16 protein-coding genes are annotated in these 16,991 nt (G+C 68.9%); 4 read left to right on the top strand and 12 right to left on the bottom strand.

Features of this window, described 5'->3' with window-relative positions; all coding sequences use genetic code 11:
* Nucleotides 1-37 precede the first annotated feature (37 nt).
* The 4 genes from HWX08_RS12065 to HWX08_RS12050 all read right to left on the bottom strand — a co-directional run bounded on the left by HWX08_RS12065 (nucleotide 38) and on the right by HWX08_RS12050 (nucleotide 4,073).
* Nucleotides 38-271, bottom strand: coding sequence for a Fis family transcriptional regulator (locus HWX08_RS12065; RefSeq protein WP_006476892.1), 234 nt, complete (start codon nucleotides 269-271; stop codon nucleotides 38-40).
* The gene (dusB, locus tag HWX08_RS12060) at nucleotides 268-1,335 is read right to left on the bottom strand and encodes a tRNA dihydrouridine synthase DusB (RefSeq protein WP_006497523.1); all 1,068 of its coding nucleotides are present in this window, start codon (nucleotides 1,333-1,335) and stop codon (nucleotides 268-270) included. Before dusB ends, HWX08_RS12065 begins: the two co-directional genes overlap by 4 nt.
* Nucleotides 1,336-1,459: 124 nt before the next feature.
* Nucleotides 1,460-2,647, bottom strand: coding sequence for a UbiH/UbiF/VisC/COQ6 family ubiquinone biosynthesis hydroxylase (locus HWX08_RS12055; RefSeq protein WP_174922487.1), 1,188 nt, complete (start codon nucleotides 2,645-2,647; stop codon nucleotides 1,460-1,462).
* A 40-nt stretch (nucleotides 2,648-2,687) separates the two neighbouring features.
* Nucleotides 2,688-4,073 (bottom strand): aminopeptidase P N-terminal domain-containing protein, encoded by a 1,386-nt coding sequence (locus HWX08_RS12050; RefSeq protein ID WP_174922486.1) that lies wholly within the window; start codon nucleotides 4,071-4,073, stop codon nucleotides 2,688-2,690.
* Between the two features lie 183 nt (nucleotides 4,074-4,256).
* Here HWX08_RS12050 and HWX08_RS12045 point away from each other — a divergent pair, with 183 nt between their 5' ends.
* Nucleotides 4,257-4,871 carry a glutathione S-transferase family protein gene (locus HWX08_RS12045; protein ID WP_069255793.1) on the top strand — a complete coding sequence of 205 codons (615 nt, stop codon included), beginning with the start codon at nucleotides 4,257-4,259 and terminating at the stop codon, nucleotides 4,869-4,871.
* A gap of 116 nt (nucleotides 4,872-4,987) precedes the next feature.
* On the opposite strand, the gene HWX08_RS12040 is transcribed toward HWX08_RS12045, so the two are convergent.
* From HWX08_RS12040 to HWX08_RS12020, 4 genes are all read right to left on the bottom strand, one after another.
* The gene (locus HWX08_RS12040) at nucleotides 4,988-6,607 is read right to left on the bottom strand and encodes an FMN-binding glutamate synthase family protein (protein WP_069255794.1); all 1,620 of its coding nucleotides are present in this window, start codon (nucleotides 6,605-6,607) and stop codon (nucleotides 4,988-4,990) included.
* 600 nt (nucleotides 6,608-7,207) lie between these two features.
* Complete coding sequence (gene mnmA, locus HWX08_RS12030; RefSeq protein ID WP_174922485.1) at nucleotides 7,208-8,356, bottom strand: tRNA 2-thiouridine(34) synthase MnmA; 1,149 nt, start codon at nucleotides 8,354-8,356, stop codon at nucleotides 7,208-7,210.
* Complete coding sequence (locus HWX08_RS12025; protein ID WP_069255796.1) at nucleotides 8,353-8,862, bottom strand: NUDIX hydrolase; 510 nt, start codon at nucleotides 8,860-8,862, stop codon at nucleotides 8,353-8,355. Before HWX08_RS12025 ends, mnmA begins: the two co-directional genes overlap by 4 nt.
* A 234-nt stretch (nucleotides 8,863-9,096) precedes the next feature.
* Nucleotides 9,097-10,017: a LysR family transcriptional regulator gene (locus HWX08_RS12020; protein WP_069255797.1), complete on the bottom strand. Its 921-nt coding sequence runs from the start codon at nucleotides 10,015-10,017 to the stop codon at nucleotides 9,097-9,099.
* A gap of 80 nt (nucleotides 10,018-10,097) precedes the next feature.
* On the opposite strand from HWX08_RS12020, the gene HWX08_RS12015 reads away from it, so the two are divergent.
* Nucleotides 10,098-11,021 (top strand): carbon-nitrogen hydrolase family protein, encoded by a 924-nt coding sequence (locus HWX08_RS12015; protein ID WP_174922484.1) that lies wholly within the window; start codon nucleotides 10,098-10,100, stop codon nucleotides 11,019-11,021.
* 79 nt (nucleotides 11,022-11,100) lie between these two features.
* On the opposite strand, the gene HWX08_RS12010 is transcribed toward HWX08_RS12015, so the two are convergent.
* Together HWX08_RS12010 and HWX08_RS12005 are read right to left on the bottom strand one after the other, a co-directional pair.
* Complete coding sequence (locus HWX08_RS12010) at nucleotides 11,101-11,787, bottom strand: helix-turn-helix transcriptional regulator (RefSeq protein WP_069255799.1); 687 nt, start codon at nucleotides 11,785-11,787, stop codon at nucleotides 11,101-11,103.
* A gap of 73 nt (nucleotides 11,788-11,860) precedes the next feature.
* Complete coding sequence (locus HWX08_RS12005) at nucleotides 11,861-12,265, bottom strand: VOC family protein (protein WP_047851604.1); 405 nt, start codon at nucleotides 12,263-12,265, stop codon at nucleotides 11,861-11,863.
* Nucleotides 12,266-12,434: 169 nt separating this feature from the next.
* Between HWX08_RS12005 and HWX08_RS12000 the strand changes: the two genes are divergently transcribed.
* Entirely contained in the window at nucleotides 12,435-12,767 is a 333-nt protein-coding gene (locus tag HWX08_RS12000; RefSeq protein WP_069255800.1) for an ArsR/SmtB family transcription factor, read from the top strand.
* Entirely contained in the window at nucleotides 12,760-13,224 is a 465-nt protein-coding gene (locus HWX08_RS11995; protein ID WP_069255801.1) for an SRPBCC family protein, read from the top strand. Before HWX08_RS12000 ends, HWX08_RS11995 begins: the two co-directional genes overlap by 8 nt.
* 96 nt (nucleotides 13,225-13,320) lie before the next feature.
* Here the strand turns inward: HWX08_RS11995 and HWX08_RS11990 are convergent, their stop codons facing one another.
* Both HWX08_RS11990 and HWX08_RS11985 read right to left on the bottom strand, forming a co-directional pair.
* The gene (locus HWX08_RS11990; protein ID WP_069255802.1) at nucleotides 13,321-14,634 is read right to left on the bottom strand and encodes a THUMP domain-containing class I SAM-dependent RNA methyltransferase; all 1,314 of its coding nucleotides are present in this window, start codon (nucleotides 14,632-14,634) and stop codon (nucleotides 13,321-13,323) included.
* A gap of 166 nt (nucleotides 14,635-14,800) precedes the next feature.
* Nucleotides 14,801-16,924 (bottom strand): site-specific recombinase, encoded by a 2,124-nt coding sequence (locus HWX08_RS11985; RefSeq protein WP_175807115.1) that lies wholly within the window; start codon nucleotides 16,922-16,924, stop codon nucleotides 14,801-14,803.
* Nucleotides 16,925-16,991: the final 67 nt, after the last annotated feature.

The following is a 16,991-nucleotide window of genomic DNA, read 5'->3' as shown; positions in this document are numbered from 1 at the left end:
CCACCAGTAGCCAGGGAAACGGGGACGGGACGGCCGCTTACAGCAGGCCGTGCTGCTGCAGCTTTTTGCGCAGCGTATTGCGATTGATGCCGAGGTACTCGGCGGCGAGCGACTGGTTGCCGCCTGCCTGTACGAGCACGACCTCGAGCATCGGCTTTTCGACGCAGGACATCACCATTTCATAGACGTCGTGCGGATTGGAGCCGTCTAGATCCCGGAAATACACGTCCAGGCTCTCGCGGACACATTGTTCGATGTTGTGCTTGCTCATGCTGCTAACTGGTTATGGTCGTCCGACTCGCCCTGGCCGTTTTCCTCTTCGTCATCGACGTAGACGAGGTGGTCCGACAGCGCCTTTTGCGCCTCGAAGAATGCATTGACGGCGGCGAGCTGCTCGCGGGTGGAATCGAGCGTGTTCATCCTGTGCCGGAACCCGTTGGCACCGGAAAGGCCGCGAGTGTACCAGCCGATGTGCTTGCGCGCAGTACGGACGCCCGTGAATTCACCATAGAACGCGTAGTGGTCTTCCAGGTGTTCGTTCATCACGTGCTGGATCTCGTCGATCCGCGGCGGGGGCAGCAGCTCGCCGGTTTGCAGGAAATGATCGATTTCGCGGAACAGCCACGGCCGGCCTTGCGCGGCGCGACCGATCATCAGTGCATCGGCGCCGGTGGCATCGAGCACGGCCTTCGCCTTCGCGGGCGACGTGATGTCGCCGTTCGCGACGACCGGAATCCGCACGGCCGCCTTCACGGCCGCGATGGTGTCGTACTCGGCGTCGCCGCGGTACAGGTCGGCGCGCGTGCGGCCGTGCACGGTGAGCATCGAGATGCCGGCGGCTTCGGCCAGGCGTGCCACCGTGATCGCGTTCTTGTGCTCGCGATCCCAGCCGGTGCGGATCTTCAGCGTGACGGGCACCGCATCGGGCCCCGTGCCGACCGCCGCGACCACGGCCTCGACGATTCGCTGCACGAGCGGCTCGTTCTGCAGCAGCGCGGAGCCGGCCGCGACGTTGCAGACCTTCTTCGCCGGGCAGCCCATGTTGATGTCGATGATCTGCGCGCCGTTGTCGACGTTGTAGCGGGCCGCTTCGGCCATCATCGCCGGATCGGCGCCGGCGATCTGCACCGCGATCGGCTCGACTTCGCCTTCGTGGTTCGCGCGGCGCATCGTCTTCGCGCTTTTCCACAGCTGCGCGTTGGACGCGACCATCTCGGACACCGCGTAACCGGCGCCCAGCCGCTTGCAGAGCTGGCGGAACGGACGATCCGTCACGCCGGCCATCGGGGCGACGAACAGGTTGTTACGCAATACGTGAGGGCCGATAACGGGCATCGCAATGGCGCCGCCCGCGGCGGGCGCGGGCAGGAAAAGGGCAGACGGAAACGCGCATTTTACCGTATTCCCATGCCCCGCCGATTTGACCCGGTTTGAGTGACGCGGCCGGGCGCGCCGCACGTCAGTTGCGCTGGCCGAACATCATATGGCGCGCGATCATCCGCTTGAGCGGCGGCACGAACTCGAGCGCGGTGAGCGCGGCGCCGCGCAGCAGGGGGAGCGGGCCCGAATCGATCGTGAACAGGCGCGCCAGCGTATCGGTTGCGCCGATCGTGAAGCGCCGGTCGAGCGCGCGGCGCGCGTTGAAGGCGGCGAGCGCGATCGGCTCGAAGCCTTGCGCGGATAGCGTATCGACGAGCGTATGCGCGTCGCGCAGCCCGAGGTTGAGCCCCTGGCCCGCGACGGGGTGCAGGGTTTGCGCGGCATTGCCGACGATGGCGACGCGGCCGTTGACGAGCGTCTGCGCGGCGTTCAGCCCGAGCGGGAACGACGCGCGGCCCGCGATCGCGACGAACTCGCCCATGCGTTCGCCGAATGCGCCGCCGAGCTCGCGCAGGAATGCGTCGTCGGGCAGCGCGGCGCGGCGCGCCGCTTCGTCGGGCGTGCAGCACCAGACGAGCGCGTACTCGGCCTGACGCGGACCGCCGAGCGGCAGCAGCGCGAGCGGGCCTTCGTGCGTGAAGCGTTCCCATGCGACGTTCGGGCGCGGCGCGGATACCGTGACGGTGCCGACGAGCGCGGTCTGCCCGTAGTCGCGGCGATGCTTGGCCGTATCGGCCTGCTGTTCGTGGAACAGCCCGCCCTCGGCATTGATGACGATGCGTGCGCGCAGCGTGCGCTCGCCTTGCGGGCCGTCGAGCGTCAGCATGACGCCGTCGGCGTCCTGCTGCGGCGCGCGCGCGGTGGTCGACGTGAGCCAGTCGACGCGCGTGCCGCGCACGGCGCCCGCGAGCGCCTGCACGAGCGAGCCGTAGCGCACGACGTAACCGAGCGCGGCGAGGTCGTGCTCGTCGCGCTCGATCAGCGTGCGGCCGAAATGGCCGCGCTGCGACACGTGGATATGTTCGATCGGCGTCGCGTCGGCGGGCCATCCGAGCGCGTCGAGCAGCACGCGGCTGCCGTGCGACACGGCGATCGCGCGCGGATCGTTCGCGCTCGCGGCCGGTTCGCGCGCATCGATCAGCGCGATCGACGCGTGCTGCGTGGCGCTGCGGCGCGCGAGCCAGCCGGCGAGTGCGAGCCCGACGGGGCCCGCGCCGACGATGGCGAGGTCGTAGTCCGGCGTGGCCGGGGAAGAAGCGGTCGTCATCTTGAGTGGTGAAACGGAGGTAACGGTCGGCGGCAGCCGGTCATGCGCCCGCGCGCATCAGCGCTTCGATCTCGTCCGCCGCGACGGGCACGCCGCGCGTGATCAGTTCGCAGCCGTGCTCGCGCACGATGGCGTCGTCCTCGATGCGGATGCCGATGTTCCAATATTCGGGCGGCACGTCGTCGGCGGCGCGCACGTACAGGCCGGGTTCGATCGTCAGCGTCATGCCGGCCTTCAGCGTGCGCCACGGCAGCGCGCCGTTGCCGTCGCGCTCGGCGAGCCGCTCGCGGTAGTCGCCGCAATCGTGCACGTCCATGCCGATCCAGTGGCCGGTGCGGTGCATGTAGAAGCGCGTGTATGCGCGCTCGGCGATCACGTCGTCGACGTTCGAGAAGCGTGTTTTCGGGATGATGCCGGTGTCGAGCAGGCCCTGCGCGAGCACGCGCACGGCAGCGTCGTGCGGCGCCTCGAACGGCACGCCCGCGCGCGTCGCATCGATCGCGGCCTGCTGCGCGGCAAGCACGATGTCGTACAGCGTGCGCTGCGCGGGCGAGAAGCGCCCGTTCGCCGGGAACGTGCGCGTGATGTCCGACGCGTAGCCGTCGAGTTCGCACGCGGCGTCGATCAGGATCAGGTCGCCGTCCTGCGCGACCGCGTTGCCGGCCGGGTAGTGCAGCACGCACGCGTTCGCGCCGGCCGCGACGATCGAGCCGTATGCGGGCGACTGCGCGCCGTGCTTGCGGAATACGTACAGGAGCTCGGCCTCGAGTTCGTATTCGCGGATGCCGGGGCGGCACGCCTGCATCGCGCGGCGGTGCGCGAGCGCGGAGATGTGCGCGGCGCGCATCATGATCGCGAGCTCGTGCTCGTCCTTCACGAGCCGCATGTCGTCGAGCAGCGGCGTGAGGTCGAGCATCGCGTCCGGCGCGGCGACGCCCGTGCGCGCGAGCGCCCGCACCGCGTCGAGCCAGCCGGCGAGCTGGCGCTCGAAGGCGGCCGATGCGCCGAACCGGTAGTGCACGGTGCCCGCGTCGGCGAGCAGGCGCGGCATTTCGGTGTCGATCACGTCGACCGCGAACGCCGTGTCGAAGCCGAACGTGTCGCGCGCGGCGTCGGGCCCGTAATGGAAACCTTCCCAGATCTCGCGGTCGGCATTCTTGCCGCGGCAGAACAGGATCGACTCCGGCGCGCCGTGCGGCGCGGCCGCGTTCAGCACGAGCACGGCATCCGGCTCGGTGAAGCCCGTCAGGTAGTGGAAGTAGCTGTCGAACCGGTACGGATAGTCCGTATCGCGGTTGCGCGGCACTTCGGGCGCGGTGGGGACGATGGCGACGCCGCCGCCGGCGGCACGCAGTGCGGCAAGCACGCGTTCACGGCGCTGGCGGTAGACGTCGACGGCGATGGCGGTATCGAGGGGCGCATTCATCGTGCGATTGTAGCGCTGCGGGACGCCGTGCGTGAGAGGAGGGGCGGCAAGCCGCCCGGGAAGGCCCGCGCCGCGGTTGTTGCAAACCATCCACAGGCCGGCCGGGCGATTTTCTGTCGCGCCGCGCTGGCCGGTTATGATCGGCGACAACGTATACTCTCGGCGGTTCCCTTAAAAAGGCAGATGATGAAATTAATCGGTTCGCTCAGCAGCCCGTACGTCCGCAAGGCGCGGATCGTGCTGGCTGAAAAGAAGATCGACTACAAGCTGGAGCTCGAGAACGTGTGGGCGCCGGAGACGGATATTCATGCGGCGAATCCGCTCGGCAAGGTCCCGTGCCTCGTGATGGAAGATGGTGCCGCAGTGTTCGATTCCCGCGTGATCTGCGAATACGTCGATACGCTGTCGCCGGTCGGCAAGCTGATTCCGCCGTCGGGCCGCGAGCGCGTCGAGGTGCGCTGCTGGGAAGCGCTGGGCGACGGCGTGATCGAAGCGGCGGTCGCGATTCGTCTCGAACACACGATGCGCGACGAGGCGCAGCGCAGCGCGAGCTGGATCGCGCGCCAGCAGCGCAAGATCGACGACGGGCTCGTCGCGATGTCGCAGGGTCTCGGCGGCAAGACGTGGTGCGTCGGTAATCATTACTCGCTCGCCGACATCGCACTCGGCTGCGCGCTCGGCTATCTCGACTTCCGGATGCCCGAGCTCAACTGGCGCGATCGTCACCCGAACCTAGACAAGCATTTCGTAAAGCTGCAGCAGCGGCAATCGTTCGCCGACACGCTGCCGCAGAACTGAGCCGCAGCCGCTCACGCATTCACGCACGCAAGCATTCGCCAGACGAAAGAAAAGCGCCCCGCGGGGCGCTTTTCTTTTTGCCGCGCAGGCCGCCGCCGGCGCGGGGCGGCAGCGCGTCACTCGATCGACGCGTACACGGCTTCGCCGAGCGTGAACGAATCGCTGCGCGCGATCGGCCACCATTTGTCGTACAGCGTGAAGCCGCAGGTGTTGCCGTCGAGCAGTGCGCCCGGCTTCAGGTACTTCAGCAACTGCGACATCAGCCGTACCTCGTGCGGCGCGACCCGCTGCACGATGTGATGCGCGCGCAGTTCGGACGGATGCGCGAGGCCGGCGGCCTGCACGAGTTCCTGCAGCGCGTGCAGCGTATTGCGGTGGAAGTTGTACACGCGCTCGGCCTTGTCGGGCACGACGAGCGCGCGCTGGCGCACCGGGTCCTGCGTCGCGACGCCGGTCGGGCAGCGGTCGGTGTGGCAGTGCTGCGCCTGGATGCAGCCGACCGCGAACATGAAGCCGCGCGCCGAGTTCACCCAGTCCGCGCCGATCGCGAGCGTGCGGGCGATGTCGAACGCGGAGATGATCTTGCCGCTCGCGCCGATCTTCACGCGATCGCGCACGCCGATCCCGACGAGCGTGTTGTGCACGAGCAGCAGCCCTTCCTGCAGCGGCACGCCGACGTGATCGGTGAATTCGAGCGGCGCCGCGCCCGTGCCGCCTTCCGCGCCGTCGACGACGATGAAGTCCGGCACGATGCCCGTCTCGAGCATCGCCTTCGCGATCCCGAAGAATTCCCACGGATGGCCGATGCACAGCTTGAAGCCCGTCGGCTTGCCGCCTGACAGCGTGCGCAGCCGTTCGACGAATTCGAGCAGGCCGCGCGGCGTCGAGAATTCCGAGTGCGTCGCGGGCGAGATGCAGTCCTTGCCCATCGGCACGCCGCGCGTCTCGGCGATCTCCGGCGTGATCTTCGCGGCGGGCAGCACGCCGCCGTGGCCGGGCTTCGCGCCCTGCGACAGCTTCACCTCGATCATCTTGACCTGCGGATCGGCGGCCTGCTTCGCGAACTTGTCGGGGTTGAACGTGCCGTCGTCGTTGCGGCAGCCGAAGTAGCCGGACGCGATTTCCCAGATGATGTCGCCGCCGTTCTCGCGGTGGTATTTCGACAGCGAGCCTTCGCCGGTGTCGTGCGCGAAACCGCCTTTCTTCGCGCCGAGGTTCAGCGAGCGGATCGCGTTCGCGGACAGCGAGCCGAAGCTCATCGCCGAGATGTTGAAGATCGAAATGTCGTACGGTTGCGCGCGATTCGCGCCGACGCGGATGCGGAAATCGTGGTTCGGCAGCTTCGTCGGCGCGAGCGAATGGCTGATCCATTCGTGCGCGACGGCCTTCACGTTCAGTTCGGTGCCGTACGGGCGATTGTCGGCGACGTTCTTCGCACGCTGGTAGACGAGGCTGCGCTGCGCACGCGAGAACGGCTTTTCGTCGGTGTCGTCCTCGACGAAATACTGGCGGATTTCAGGTCGGATGAATTCGAACAGGAAGCGGAAGTGGCCCCAGAGCGGATAGTTGCGCAGGATCGCGTGGCGGTCCTGCTTCAGATCGTACAGGCCGAGCGCGACGAGCGCGGCCGGGATCACGAGCCACAGCCACGCGATCGTGTGCCGGGCGGCGAGCGCCGCGACGGCCACGAACAGCAGGGCCGCGCACCACATCGCGATATAGCGTCGGGAAAACATGGGGACTCCATCGTAATTGTATGGATGGCCGTCACGTCGCCAGGATCGCGCGGCGGCCGGCAGGTCGGCGCCCGAGGCATCGCGCAGGCCCGGCGGGCATGCTGCCCGTGCCGTACCCGCCGCCGCCGGCGCCCACGATGGTCGAGAGTCTACTACGGGTGTCGTGAAGCTCGCGTTGCCGAGCGGGTGTCGCCTGCCGGCCGGCTTCGGCCGGGCGGATGAACGGGCTGTAACGGGTTGTGCGCCAGTGCGCCGGGTTTCAGCCGGGGATCGTTGCTGAAATCTTCATCGCGGTTGAACGGCACGTGCGGCCATGCGGCCCTGCGGCCCGGTCGCGCAGCCGCGAGCGATAGTCGGCGACACATCGCGCGACGCGCGTGTCCTGCCGGCGCGCGGCGCGCGCACGTCGAGTACCGGCTGCGGCGGTGGCGGGATTGCTGGTGGAGACGCTCGTGGCGCTCGACCGTTGGGCCGAGCGCCATTTCCCCGAGCTGGACGCGGCGCGCGAGCGCTACGACGCGTCGGTGCGGAACAAGCGGTGAGCGGCTCGGCCGCTTGTCGTCGGCTTCCGCGTGCGCGGCACCGGCCGCACCGCGTGCGTCAGCGGGCGAGCGCGAGGGCGGGCGCCGGGTCCGCCTGCATGTTGCCGGACAGCGCGGATTCGATGATCCCGCCGCCGAGGCAGATTTCGCCGTCGTACAGCACGGCCGATTGGCCGGGCGTGACGGCCCACTGCGGGTCGTCGAACGAGAGCGAGAAACGCGCTTCGCCCGCCGGGCCGGGGGTGGCGGCGCCGAATGCGCACGCGGCGTCGGCCTGCCGGTAGCGGGTCTTCGCGCCGCACGCGAAGCCCTCGGCCGGCGGTTCGCCGGCGACCCAGCTCACGTTGCCGGCGACGAGCTGCCGCGCCAGCAGCCACGGATGATCGTGACCCTGCACGACGTACAGCGTGTTCGACGCGATGTCCTTCGCGGCGACGAACCACGGTTCGCCGCTGCCGCTCTTGCTGCCGCCGAGCCCGATGCCCTTGCGCTGGCCGAACGTGTAGAACGCGAGGCCGATGTGCTCACCGACGACCTTGCCGTCCGGCGTCTTCATCGGGCCGGGTTTCGTCGGCAGATAGCGGTTCAGGAAATCGCGGAACGGCCGTTCGCCGATGAAGCAGATGCCCGTCGAATCCTTCTTCTTCGCATTCGGCAGCCCGATCTGCGCGGCGATCTCGCGCACCTTCGTCTTCGGGATCTCGCCGAGCGGGAACATCGTCTTCGACAGTTGCGCCTGGTTCAGCCGGTGCAGGAAGTACGACTGGTCTTTCGTATGATCGAAGGCCTTCAGCAGTTCGAAACGCCCGTCGCGCTCGCGCACGCGCGCATAGTGGCCGGTCGCGATCATTTCCGCGTCGAGCGACATCGCGTGATCGAGGAACGCCTTGAACTTGATTTCGGCGTTGCACAGCACGTCGGGGTTCGGCGTACGGCCGGCCGAGTATTCGCGCAGGAATTCGGCGAACACGCGGTCCTTGTATTCGGCCGCGAAGTTCACGGCTTCCACGTCGATGCCGATCAGGTCGGCCACCGACACGACATCGATCCAGTCCTGGCGCGTCGAGCAGTATTCGCCGTCGTCGTCGTCTTCCCAGTTCTTCATGAACAGGCCGACCACGTCGTAACCCTGTTCCTTCAGCAGCCACGCGGTCACCGACGAATCGACGCCGCCCGACATGCCCACTACTACACGGCGCTTGCTCATTTGTTGACCGCCTGACGTTCGAATGCTTCGGCGCGCGGCGCGACCGAATGCGTGTGCACGAAATCGAGCGGAATGCGCCGCCCGGCGAGGTAATCGTCGACGCAGCGCAGCACCGCGGGCGAGCGATGGCGCTCGCTGCATGCGCGCAGTTCGTCGGCGGTCATCCACAGCGTGCGGACGATGCCGTCGTCGAGCGCGTGGCCCGCGATCGGCTCGCCGGCCGTGCCGCAGAACGTGAAACGCAGGTAGGTTGCGCCGGCGGTGCCGGGGCGGTCGTAGTGCGCGAGATAGACGCCGACCAGCGCGTCGGGGGTGAACGGGTGCGCGGTTTCCTCGAGCGTCTCTCGGATCACGGCGTCGGCCAGCGTTTCGCCGGCTTCGAGATGGCCTGCCGGCTGGTTGATGCGCAGGCCCGACGAGGTTTCTTCCTCGATCATGAGAAAGCGGCCCGCGCGCTCGACGAGCGCCGCGACCGTCACATGCGGGGTCCAGATTTCGGGTTTCATGGTTCGGCATTTTACCGGTTGCGCCCGAACGCTGCCGGTCGCTGCGTCAAACGAATCCGACCCCGTAAGCTCGAATCCTGCGGATGGCGGCGTCGCAGGCCCGCTCGACGTGGCATGCGTGCATGACCGAACCGGATGCGCCGCCGCCGACCCGCATGAAGGTGCGGCGTCAGCGCCATTGCGCGTGCGAGACACGCGTTGGCGCCACGATCGGCACTGCCGCTGCGCGTTCGCTCATGGTGCGACGAGATTCGCGACACATGCGGCAATCGTGTCACGTACGCGCACGATCGCCGGATCGCGCTGCGTGCTCGTGCGCCAGCCGATTTCCACCGGGTAGTGCGGCAGGTCGACCGGGCATGCGAGCGCGCGCAGCGGGGTTGATTGCGCGATCGTGCGTGCCGCGTGCGCGGGAATCGTCGCGATCGCGCCGGAGCCGGCGAGCAGGTACGGCAATGCGGCGAAATGCGTGGTCGACGCCGCGACGCGCCGCTTGCGGCCGAGCGGGGCCAGCGCCTCGTCGACGATCCCGATCACGCCGCCCGACGACACGAGCAGGTGGTCGCGCCGCAGGAAATCGGCGAGCGTCAGCGTGCGCGGCGGCTTCGGGCGGGCGGCCGGGTCGATCAGGCACGCATAGCCGCCCGTCGCGACCGCGCGCCGGCTCAGCCCGTTCGCCGAAAAGCCGCCGGATGCGATCGCGAGGTCGACACCGTGACGCAGCAGCGCGTCGCCGGCGATGCCGCTGTGCGTCTGCCGGAAGATCAGCCGGATGCCGGCGGCTTCCCGCGCAACGGCGTCGATCAGCGCGCGGCCGAGCGCGATCTCGAAGTCGTCCGACAGCCCGATCGAGATCGTGCGGCCGATACGATCGCCACCGTCGGCCGCGATCGCGAGGCTTTCGCGGCAACGGTCGAGCGCGTCGGACAGGATCGGCTTCAGTTCGTCCGCGCGTGGCGTCGGCGCAAGCCCGCGCCCGGTGCGCACGAACAGCGGATCGGCATAGATCATGCGCAGCCGCGCCAGCGCCGCGCTCACCGCCGACTGCGTGAGGCCGAGCCGCAGCGCTGCGCGGCTCGCGCCGCCTTCCTCGTACAGCGCCTCGAACACTTTCAGCAGGTTCAGGTCGAGACTGGCGATATCATCCGCATTCATGACACATATCGTTCTATCGATTTGATCGATGACATCATATCGATAAAGATGGCGTTACCCCATTCACCGGAGACGCCCTCATGTCCACGTCAGTCATCGCCGCGCTGCAGATCGGCGCCTCGCCCGCCGGCACGCGCGCCACGCTCGACACGATCCTCGGCTACGAAACCGCGATCCGCGACAGCGGCGCGTCGCTCATCGTGCTGCCCGAGGCCGTGCTCGGCGGCTATCCGAAAGGCGAGATCTTCGGCACGCGACTCGGCTACCGGTTGCCGGAAGGCCGCGACGCATACGCGCGCTACGCCGCGCAGGCGATCGACGTGCCGGGGCCCGAAACCGACGAGCTGGCCGCGCTGTCGCAGCGCACCGGCGCGAGCCTCGTGGTCGGCGTGATCGAGCGCGGCGGCAGCTCGCTGTACTGCACGGCGCTGTTCTTCGATCCGTGCGACGGGCTCGTCGCGAAGCACCGCAAGCTGATGCCGACCGGCACCGAGCGGCTGATCTGGGGGCAGGGCGACGGCTCGACGCTGCCCGTCGTCGACACGGCCGCGGGCCGCGCAGGCGCCGCGATCTGCTGGGAGAACCACATGCCGCTGCTGCGCTGCGCGATGTACGCGAAGGGCGTGCAGATCTGGTGCGCGCCGACCGTCGACGAACGCGACGTCTGGCAGAGCTCGATGCGGCATATCGCGCACGAAGGGCGCTGCTTTGTCGTCAGTGCGTGCCAGGTGCAGCCATCGCCGCGCGCGCTCGGCATCGACGTACCGGGCTGGGATTCGGAGCGGCCGCTGATTCGCGGCGGCAGCGTGATCGTCGGGCCGCTCGGGGATCTGCTGACGGAGCCGCTGATCGGCGAAGCCGGGCTCGTGACCGCGCGCATCGATACCGATGAACTCGTGCGGGCGCGCTACGACTTCGACGTGGTCGGCCATTACGCGCGGCCCGACGTGTTCTCGTTGCACGTCGACGAGCGGCCGAAGCGGACGGTGGTGTTCGGCGCGTAGGGAAGGGCGGGCCGGGCGCTGCATCGCGGCCCGGAACGCGAACGACGGCGACGCGCAACGCGCCCGCCGTCGTGCCGCATCAGCGCATCGGCGCTTCCGCGATCCGCATGTAATCGGCGATCCGCCGTCCTTCCATGTCCGGAAACTGCTCGTGCACGGTGATGTCGCCCATCCGCGCGATGTCGAACGTGCGGAAGTCGCCGCGCAGCTCGCACCATGCGCCGATCGTCCAGCGGCCGCCCCAGTAGACGAGCCCGAGCGGCCACACGCGGCGCTGCGAATGCGCGCCGAGCCGGTCGCGGTAGCCGAAGCTGACCACATGGCGTGTGTCGATGGCCTGGTGGATCGCATCGACCTTCGCGCAAAACGTTTCGTCGATGTGGAACGACGGCGCGAACACGGGCAGCCGGTCGAGCGCCGTGCGCTTGTCGGCCGGCATCGCCGACGCGATCTTCGCGAGCGCCGAGCGCGCGCCGCTCGCGAAGCGCGCGCCACCCCAGGTCTCGAGCATGCGCGCGCCGGTGGCGAGCGCCGCCAGCTCCTCGGCGGTGAACGTGAGCGGCGGCAGGCTCGCGTTGCGGTTCAGCCGGTAGCCGATGCCGGCTTCGCCTTCGATCGGCACCCCTGACAGTTGCAGGTCGCGCACGTCGCGATAGACGGTGCGCGGCGACACCGACAGCCAGTCGGCCAGTTGCTGCGCGGTCGTGAGGCGACGTCCGCGCAACAGCTCGGCGATCTGGAACAAGCGGTCGGCACGGCGCGTCATGACGGCACCTCGACTCCAACGGCGGTGGGGATGTCGCGATGATAGCGCCGCGTGTGCCGGGCGGCCGGTGCGCTCAGTGGCATTTCGGCGCGTGCAGGCCGACGCGGTTGCCTTCGGTGTCGATCAGGTAGCCGACGTAGCCGTAGTTGTTCGGCAGCTCGACGACCGAACCCTGCACGACGCCGCCCGCGCGCTTCGCGCGTTCGAGCGCCGCGACGACCGATTCGCCGGCGTTCAGGTAGACGAGCACGCCGTTCGCGCTCGGCTTCATCTGCTGCGGATCGAACACGATGCTGCCGCCCGTGCTCGACGCGTCGCGGTCGAACGTGGCCATCGGCACGCCGCCGATCACCGCGCGCTGCAGCGTCGTTTGCAGCACGGTTTCGTAAAAGCGGATCGCCCGGTCGAAATCGAGGGACGGAATGTCGAACCACGCGATCGCGCGCTCGAGGGTAGCGGTGGCAGTTGCGGACGTCATGGCGTGCTCCTTGTTGCGTTGTTGTTCGGGTTTCGTGCGGAAACCAGCGTTGTATTGCGCCGGGATTGCAGTGTGATCGCGGCCTGCTGACACCGTATTGTCAGTAGAGTTGTCACCCTTGACATGCAACCATTTGGTTGCATAATAAGGCCATCGACCCGGGAGCGGCATGGATCTCGTTTTCAAGGCGCTGGCCGATGCCACGCGCCGCCAGTTGCTTGATTTGCTGCATGCGAAAAGCGGCCAGACGCTGTCCGAGCTGTGCGACGGGCTCGCGATGAGCCGGCAGGCCGTGAGCAAGCATCTCGCGCTGCTCGAGGCCGCGAATCTCGTCGCGACCACCTGGCGCGGCAGGGAGAAGCTGCATTACTTGAATCCGGTGCCGATCCACGACATCGCGGAACGCTGGATCGGCAAGTTCGAGCGTCAGCGCCTGCAGGCGCTGGCGGATCTCAAGCGCGGGCTGGAAGCGGCCGGCGATTCTGGAGGCAACGATGAGTAATCCCGCCTTTGTGTACGTGACGTTCATCGCGTCGACGCCCGAGCGCGTGTTCGATGCGCTGACCAACGCCGAGCTGACGAAGGACTACTGGGTGCGGCATCGCAACGTGTCGCCCGACTGGCGGCCGGGCTCGCGCTGGGAACATCAGGACTACGACGATCCGTCGCGGGTCGACATCGTCGGCGAAGTGGTCGAGCGCGACCCGCCGCGCAAGCTGGTCGTCACGTGGCGCACGCCGTCGGGGGAGGGAGAGGAGTCGCGCGTGACCTACGTCGTCGAGCCGCACGAGGGCGTCGTGAAGCTGACCGTCACGCACGACGGACTGGTGCCGGGCTCGGAGATGGATCGCGGGATTCGCGGCGGGTGGCCGGTCGTATTGTCGAGTCTCAAGACGCTGCTCGAGACGGGGCAGGCGCTGCCGTTCACGATGGGGCGCTGGGCGTGCTCGAAGCACTGAACGAAGCACTGAAACGAAACGCCGCCGTAGCCGCGGGTGCGGTAACGGCGGCGTTCCGGTTGCCGCAGAGGGGCCACGCAAGCGGCCCCATTGCGATCATGAGGCGGATGACGCGTCGCCTTCCGGCGCGGCCGGGCGCGCCTTCACGCTGCCGGCGATCAGGTCGAAGCGGAACAGCCGGCATTCGAGCGCGCCGTTGAACAGCGGCGTCTTCGCCGATTCGCGCAGCCGCAGCTGGCCCGGCAGCGAGCGGTCGGACGTCAGCAGGAACGCCTGCCAGCCCGTGAAGCGCTGTTTCAGCGCATCGCCGAGCGCGTTGAAGAACTCGCTGTCAGGGGCGTCGGTGTGGGTGCGGCGGAACGCATCGTCGTTGCCGCGGTTGCGGCCCGTCTCGCGCACTTCGCCGCGCGCGCTGCGGCCGCGCACTTCGATTCGCTCGCCGTACGGCGGGTTCGCGAGGAGGATGCCGGGGCCGTCGCACGGCGGCGTCATCCCGCGCGCGTCGACCTGCTTGAGCCATACCGACGGCACGCCCGCGCGCTCGAGGTTCGCGCGCGCCTTCTCGAGCATGTCGCCGGAGATGTCGCTGCCGTACACGCCGAGCGCTTCGCCGCGTTTGCCGCGCGCCGCGCGCTTCGCGTCCAGCGCCGGCACCTTCAGCCCCTGCCACGCGGTGATGTCGTACTGCTTGAGCTTCTCGAAGCCGAACCGGCGCTCGACGCCGGGCGCGACGCCCAGCGCGATCTGCGCGGCTTCCGCGAGGAACGTGCCGCTGCCGCACATCGGGTCGTACAGCGCGGTGCCGGGCGTCCAGCCCGTCAGGCGCAGGATGCCGGCCGCGAGGTTCTCGCGCAGCGGCGCCGCGCCCTTGTCGAGACGCCAGCCGCGCTTGAACAGCGGCTCGCCCGACGTGTCGAGGTACAGCGTGCACTCGCCCGCCGTCAGGAACGCGAACACGCGGACGTCGGGCGCACCCGTGTCGATGCTCGGGCGCGCGCCGGTCTTGTCGCGCATCCGGTCGCAGATCGCGTCCTTCACGCGCAGCGTCGCGAATTCGAGGCTCTTCAGCGGCGACTTGATCGCGGTGATGTCGACGCGCAGCGTCTGCGTGGCCGCGAACCAGCGCTCCCACGGCTGCTCGAGCGCGAGTGCGTAGACGTCCTGCTCGTTGCGGTACGCGCGGTGCGCGATCTTCAGCAGGACCCGGCTCGCGATCCGCGAATGGAGGTTCGCGGCCATGCCGGCGGCCCAGCCGCCGCTGAAGTGGACGCCGCCCGGCACCTGCGCGCCCGCGGTGAACGGCGCGCCGTTCAGGTGGCGGCCGGCGATTTCGGCCAGCTCGGCGGCAAGCGCCGCTTCGAGGCCGCGCGGGCAGGGGGCGAAGAATTCGTACAGGGTGGGCGAGGACATAAGGCGGGTGAGGACGTGCAAAAGTCCACCATTGTACGCGGCGCAGGCGGCCGGGGCCGGCGTTGCGCCGTATTTCGGTGCCGCGGCGCGGGCCGGGGCGCCATACATGCGGGCCGGGCGCCCGCGCGGCGGCGCCCGGGCGGGCACCGCCCTGCCGCTGCGGGACTCAGTGCGCGCCGGGCTGGCCGGCACGCGCGGCCTGGCCGCTGCCCGGCCAGAACAGCGCGAGCGGATTCGCGAGCACCGTGCGCACGATTGCGGCGACGAGCGCGCGCACCTTGGTCGGGCGCAGGCTGCGCGAGCGCACGGCCATCGTGAACGCGAGCGCGAAACTCACGAGCACGTTGAGGATCGCCATGCTGAGCACGCCGCCGGCGGCCCACCACAGCTCGGGCGTACCGAGCGCGTCCTTTCCCAGCACGCCGAGCGCGATCCCGATCGAACCGGCCGACAGCGTCACGTGCCGCACCTCGAACGGGAACAGGAACACGGTGACGATCGCCGGTACGAGGCCGAGCATCAGGCCGAGGCCGACGTTCGCGACCACGCCGGCAACGTTCGACCGGCAGAAGTGCGCGAGCTTCGCGGCGCCGGCCGCACCGAGCGTGAGGCGCAACCGACGGTTGTACGTGAGCGCATCGCCGACACGGTGCAGCACGAACCAGTTGTCGGCCCAGCCCGCGAGCAGGCTCGACGCCCACAGCAGCACGCCGGTCAGCGCCGCGTAGAGCGGCGTCGGGCCGAGCAGCGAGAACGAGTGCAGCGTCGCATGGGCTTTCTGCGGCGAGATCACGTTCGCGTGCAGCACGTTGCTCGCGAACAGCTGCACCATCAGGCATACGGGCAGCACGACGAGCACGTTGCCGGAAATCGCGGCGGCCTGTGTGCGGATCAGTGCGATCACCGACGACACGAACGCCTTCACGCCTTCGTCGTGGCCGGTGTCGTCGAGCTCGCGCGCGAGCGTCGGCGCGGTCATCGCGGGCTGCTTGGTCGCGAGCGTGAAGTGCAGGAAGTGCATCAGCATGAAGCTGGCCGCGTAGTTGATGCCCGCGAGCAGTCCTTCGAGCATCGACTGCAGGTGCGCGCCCGTGATCGAGAACTTCACGCACACGGTCACGACGGTGACGAGGCCGCCGCCCGCGGCCATCCGCAGCATCTTCAGGTACTCGGCGCGGCCGCGCGAGATGTAATGCTCGCCGGTGTCCGCGTTGGTTTCGACGAGCTTGCGCGCGAACAGCGAGAAGTTGCTGCGCACGAGGTGCGACACGCTCTGGCTGTTGTGGTTCGCGTCGATGAGCTCGGCCGTCAGGTGCGCCATGCCGTGCAGGTCGTCGCGCGCCATCCATGCGTTGAGCAGCATCTCGGCGCGCAGGATGCGCATGCGCATCCGCTCGACCTGGAACACGATGTCGACCGACACGCCGTTGCGGTACAGGTGCGTGAACACGTCGTCGACGGCGATCCGGCATTGGTCGAGCAGCACGCGCAGGTAGTTCACCTCGTGCAGCAGCTTGCTCGGGTCGCCGCCGTCCTCGACGGCCGCGTGCGCGGTTTCAACCGCGAGCATTGCGCGCGTAAGGCGGTAGAACGGCTGCGTTTCGATCGGCTTGCGCGCATCGTCGTCGGAAAGCCGGCTGCGCACCGTCTGCGACAGGCCGGTCGAGCTGATCTGGCAGGTGAGGTTGTGCAGTGCCGCCAGCAGGTCGCGCGAGAACGAGCCCGGCTCGTGGCGCTCTTCGTCGGTCACGTCGAACGCGATCAGCTCGGCGAGGCGCGTGAGGAGGTCGGCCGGCAGCGCGTCGATCCATTGCGCGTCTTCCGGCGTCGGGAACATCAGCGTGAAGAGCGCCGACAGCTCGCGGCGGTTCGGCGCGGGCGGGATCAGCGACGAGTCGATCCGCTCGAACAGCGCGCCGAAGAAGCCGGAGTGCACGGGCATGCCGGCGTCGCACAACAGCGAGATGCCGTCGCATTCGCGCAGGATGCCGCGCAGGATGCGCGCGGCGTGCGTTTTCCACGCGGGATTGCGATCGAGCACGTGGAACAGGTAGCGCAGCCGCGCATGGGCCGGATACGCGCGTGCCTCGGCGTCGCGTTCGGCCGGCGCGTCCTGCACGGCCTGCATCGTGCCGGTGCGGCGCAGCCAGTGCGCGAGCTCGATCAGCCATTCGCTGCGCTCGGCGTACGACGCATCGGCGTCGGCGTGCGCGAGCAGCGCATCGAGCTGGTGACCGGCACTGCGCGACGCGCGCCACTTCTTGATCAGGGTCGTCAGGGAACGAAACATATACGGAATAGCGAAAGCCCTCGGCGGGCGGGTTCGGGATGCCGGCCGGGGAGACGGCGCGGCGCCG

The sequence above is a fragment of the Burkholderia metallica genome (genome assembly GCF_902832845.1).
In the GTDB taxonomy this organism is placed as follows: Bacteria; Pseudomonadota; Gammaproteobacteria; order Burkholderiales; family Burkholderiaceae; genus Burkholderia; species Burkholderia metallica.
The sequence above is the reverse complement of the archived record's forward strand: the minus strand, read 5'-3'. Positions and strand labels throughout refer to the sequence as shown.

Excerpts from the sequence above, each read along its gene's own strand:
- HWX08_RS12065 (WP_006476892.1), bottom strand. The coding sequence starts at position 271 with ATGAGCAAGCACAACATCGAACAATGTGTCCGCGAGAGCCTGGACGTG.
- dusB (WP_006497523.1), bottom strand. The coding sequence starts at position 1,335 with ATGCCCGTTATCGGCCCTCACGTATTGCGTAACAACCTGTTCGTCGCC.
- HWX08_RS12055 (WP_174922487.1), bottom strand. The coding sequence starts at position 2,647 with ATGACGACCGCTTCTTCCCCGGCCACGCCGGACTACGACCTCGCCATC.
- HWX08_RS12050 (WP_174922486.1), bottom strand. The coding sequence starts at position 4,073 with ATGAATGCGCCCCTCGATACCGCCATCGCCGTCGACGTCTACCGCCAG.
- HWX08_RS12045 (WP_069255793.1), top strand. The coding sequence starts at position 4,257 with ATGATGAAATTAATCGGTTCGCTCAGCAGCCCGTACGTCCGCAAGGCG.
- HWX08_RS12040 (WP_069255794.1), bottom strand. The coding sequence starts at position 6,607 with ATGTTTTCCCGACGCTATATCGCGATGTGGTGCGCGGCCCTGCTGTTC.
- mnmA (WP_174922485.1), bottom strand. The coding sequence starts at position 8,356 with ATGAGCAAGCGCCGTGTAGTAGTGGGCATGTCGGGCGGCGTCGATTCG.
- HWX08_RS12025 (WP_069255796.1), bottom strand. The coding sequence starts at position 8,862 with ATGAAACCCGAAATCTGGACCCCGCATGTGACGGTCGCGGCGCTCGTC.
- HWX08_RS12020 (WP_069255797.1), bottom strand. The coding sequence starts at position 10,017 with ATGAATGCGGATGATATCGCCAGTCTCGACCTGAACCTGCTGAAAGTG.
- HWX08_RS12015 (WP_174922484.1), top strand. The coding sequence starts at position 10,098 with ATGTCCACGTCAGTCATCGCCGCGCTGCAGATCGGCGCCTCGCCCGCC.
- HWX08_RS12010 (WP_069255799.1), bottom strand. The coding sequence starts at position 11,787 with ATGACGCGCCGTGCCGACCGCTTGTTCCAGATCGCCGAGCTGTTGCGC.
- HWX08_RS12005 (WP_047851604.1), bottom strand. The coding sequence starts at position 12,265 with ATGACGTCCGCAACTGCCACCGCTACCCTCGAGCGCGCGATCGCGTGG.
- HWX08_RS12000 (WP_069255800.1), top strand. The coding sequence starts at position 12,435 with ATGGATCTCGTTTTCAAGGCGCTGGCCGATGCCACGCGCCGCCAGTTG.
- HWX08_RS11995 (WP_069255801.1), top strand. The coding sequence starts at position 12,760 with ATGAGTAATCCCGCCTTTGTGTACGTGACGTTCATCGCGTCGACGCCC.
- HWX08_RS11990 (WP_069255802.1), bottom strand. The coding sequence starts at position 14,634 with ATGTCCTCGCCCACCCTGTACGAATTCTTCGCCCCCTGCCCGCGCGGC.
- HWX08_RS11985 (WP_175807115.1), bottom strand. The coding sequence starts at position 16,924 with ATGTTTCGTTCCCTGACGACCCTGATCAAGAAGTGGCGCGCGTCGCGC.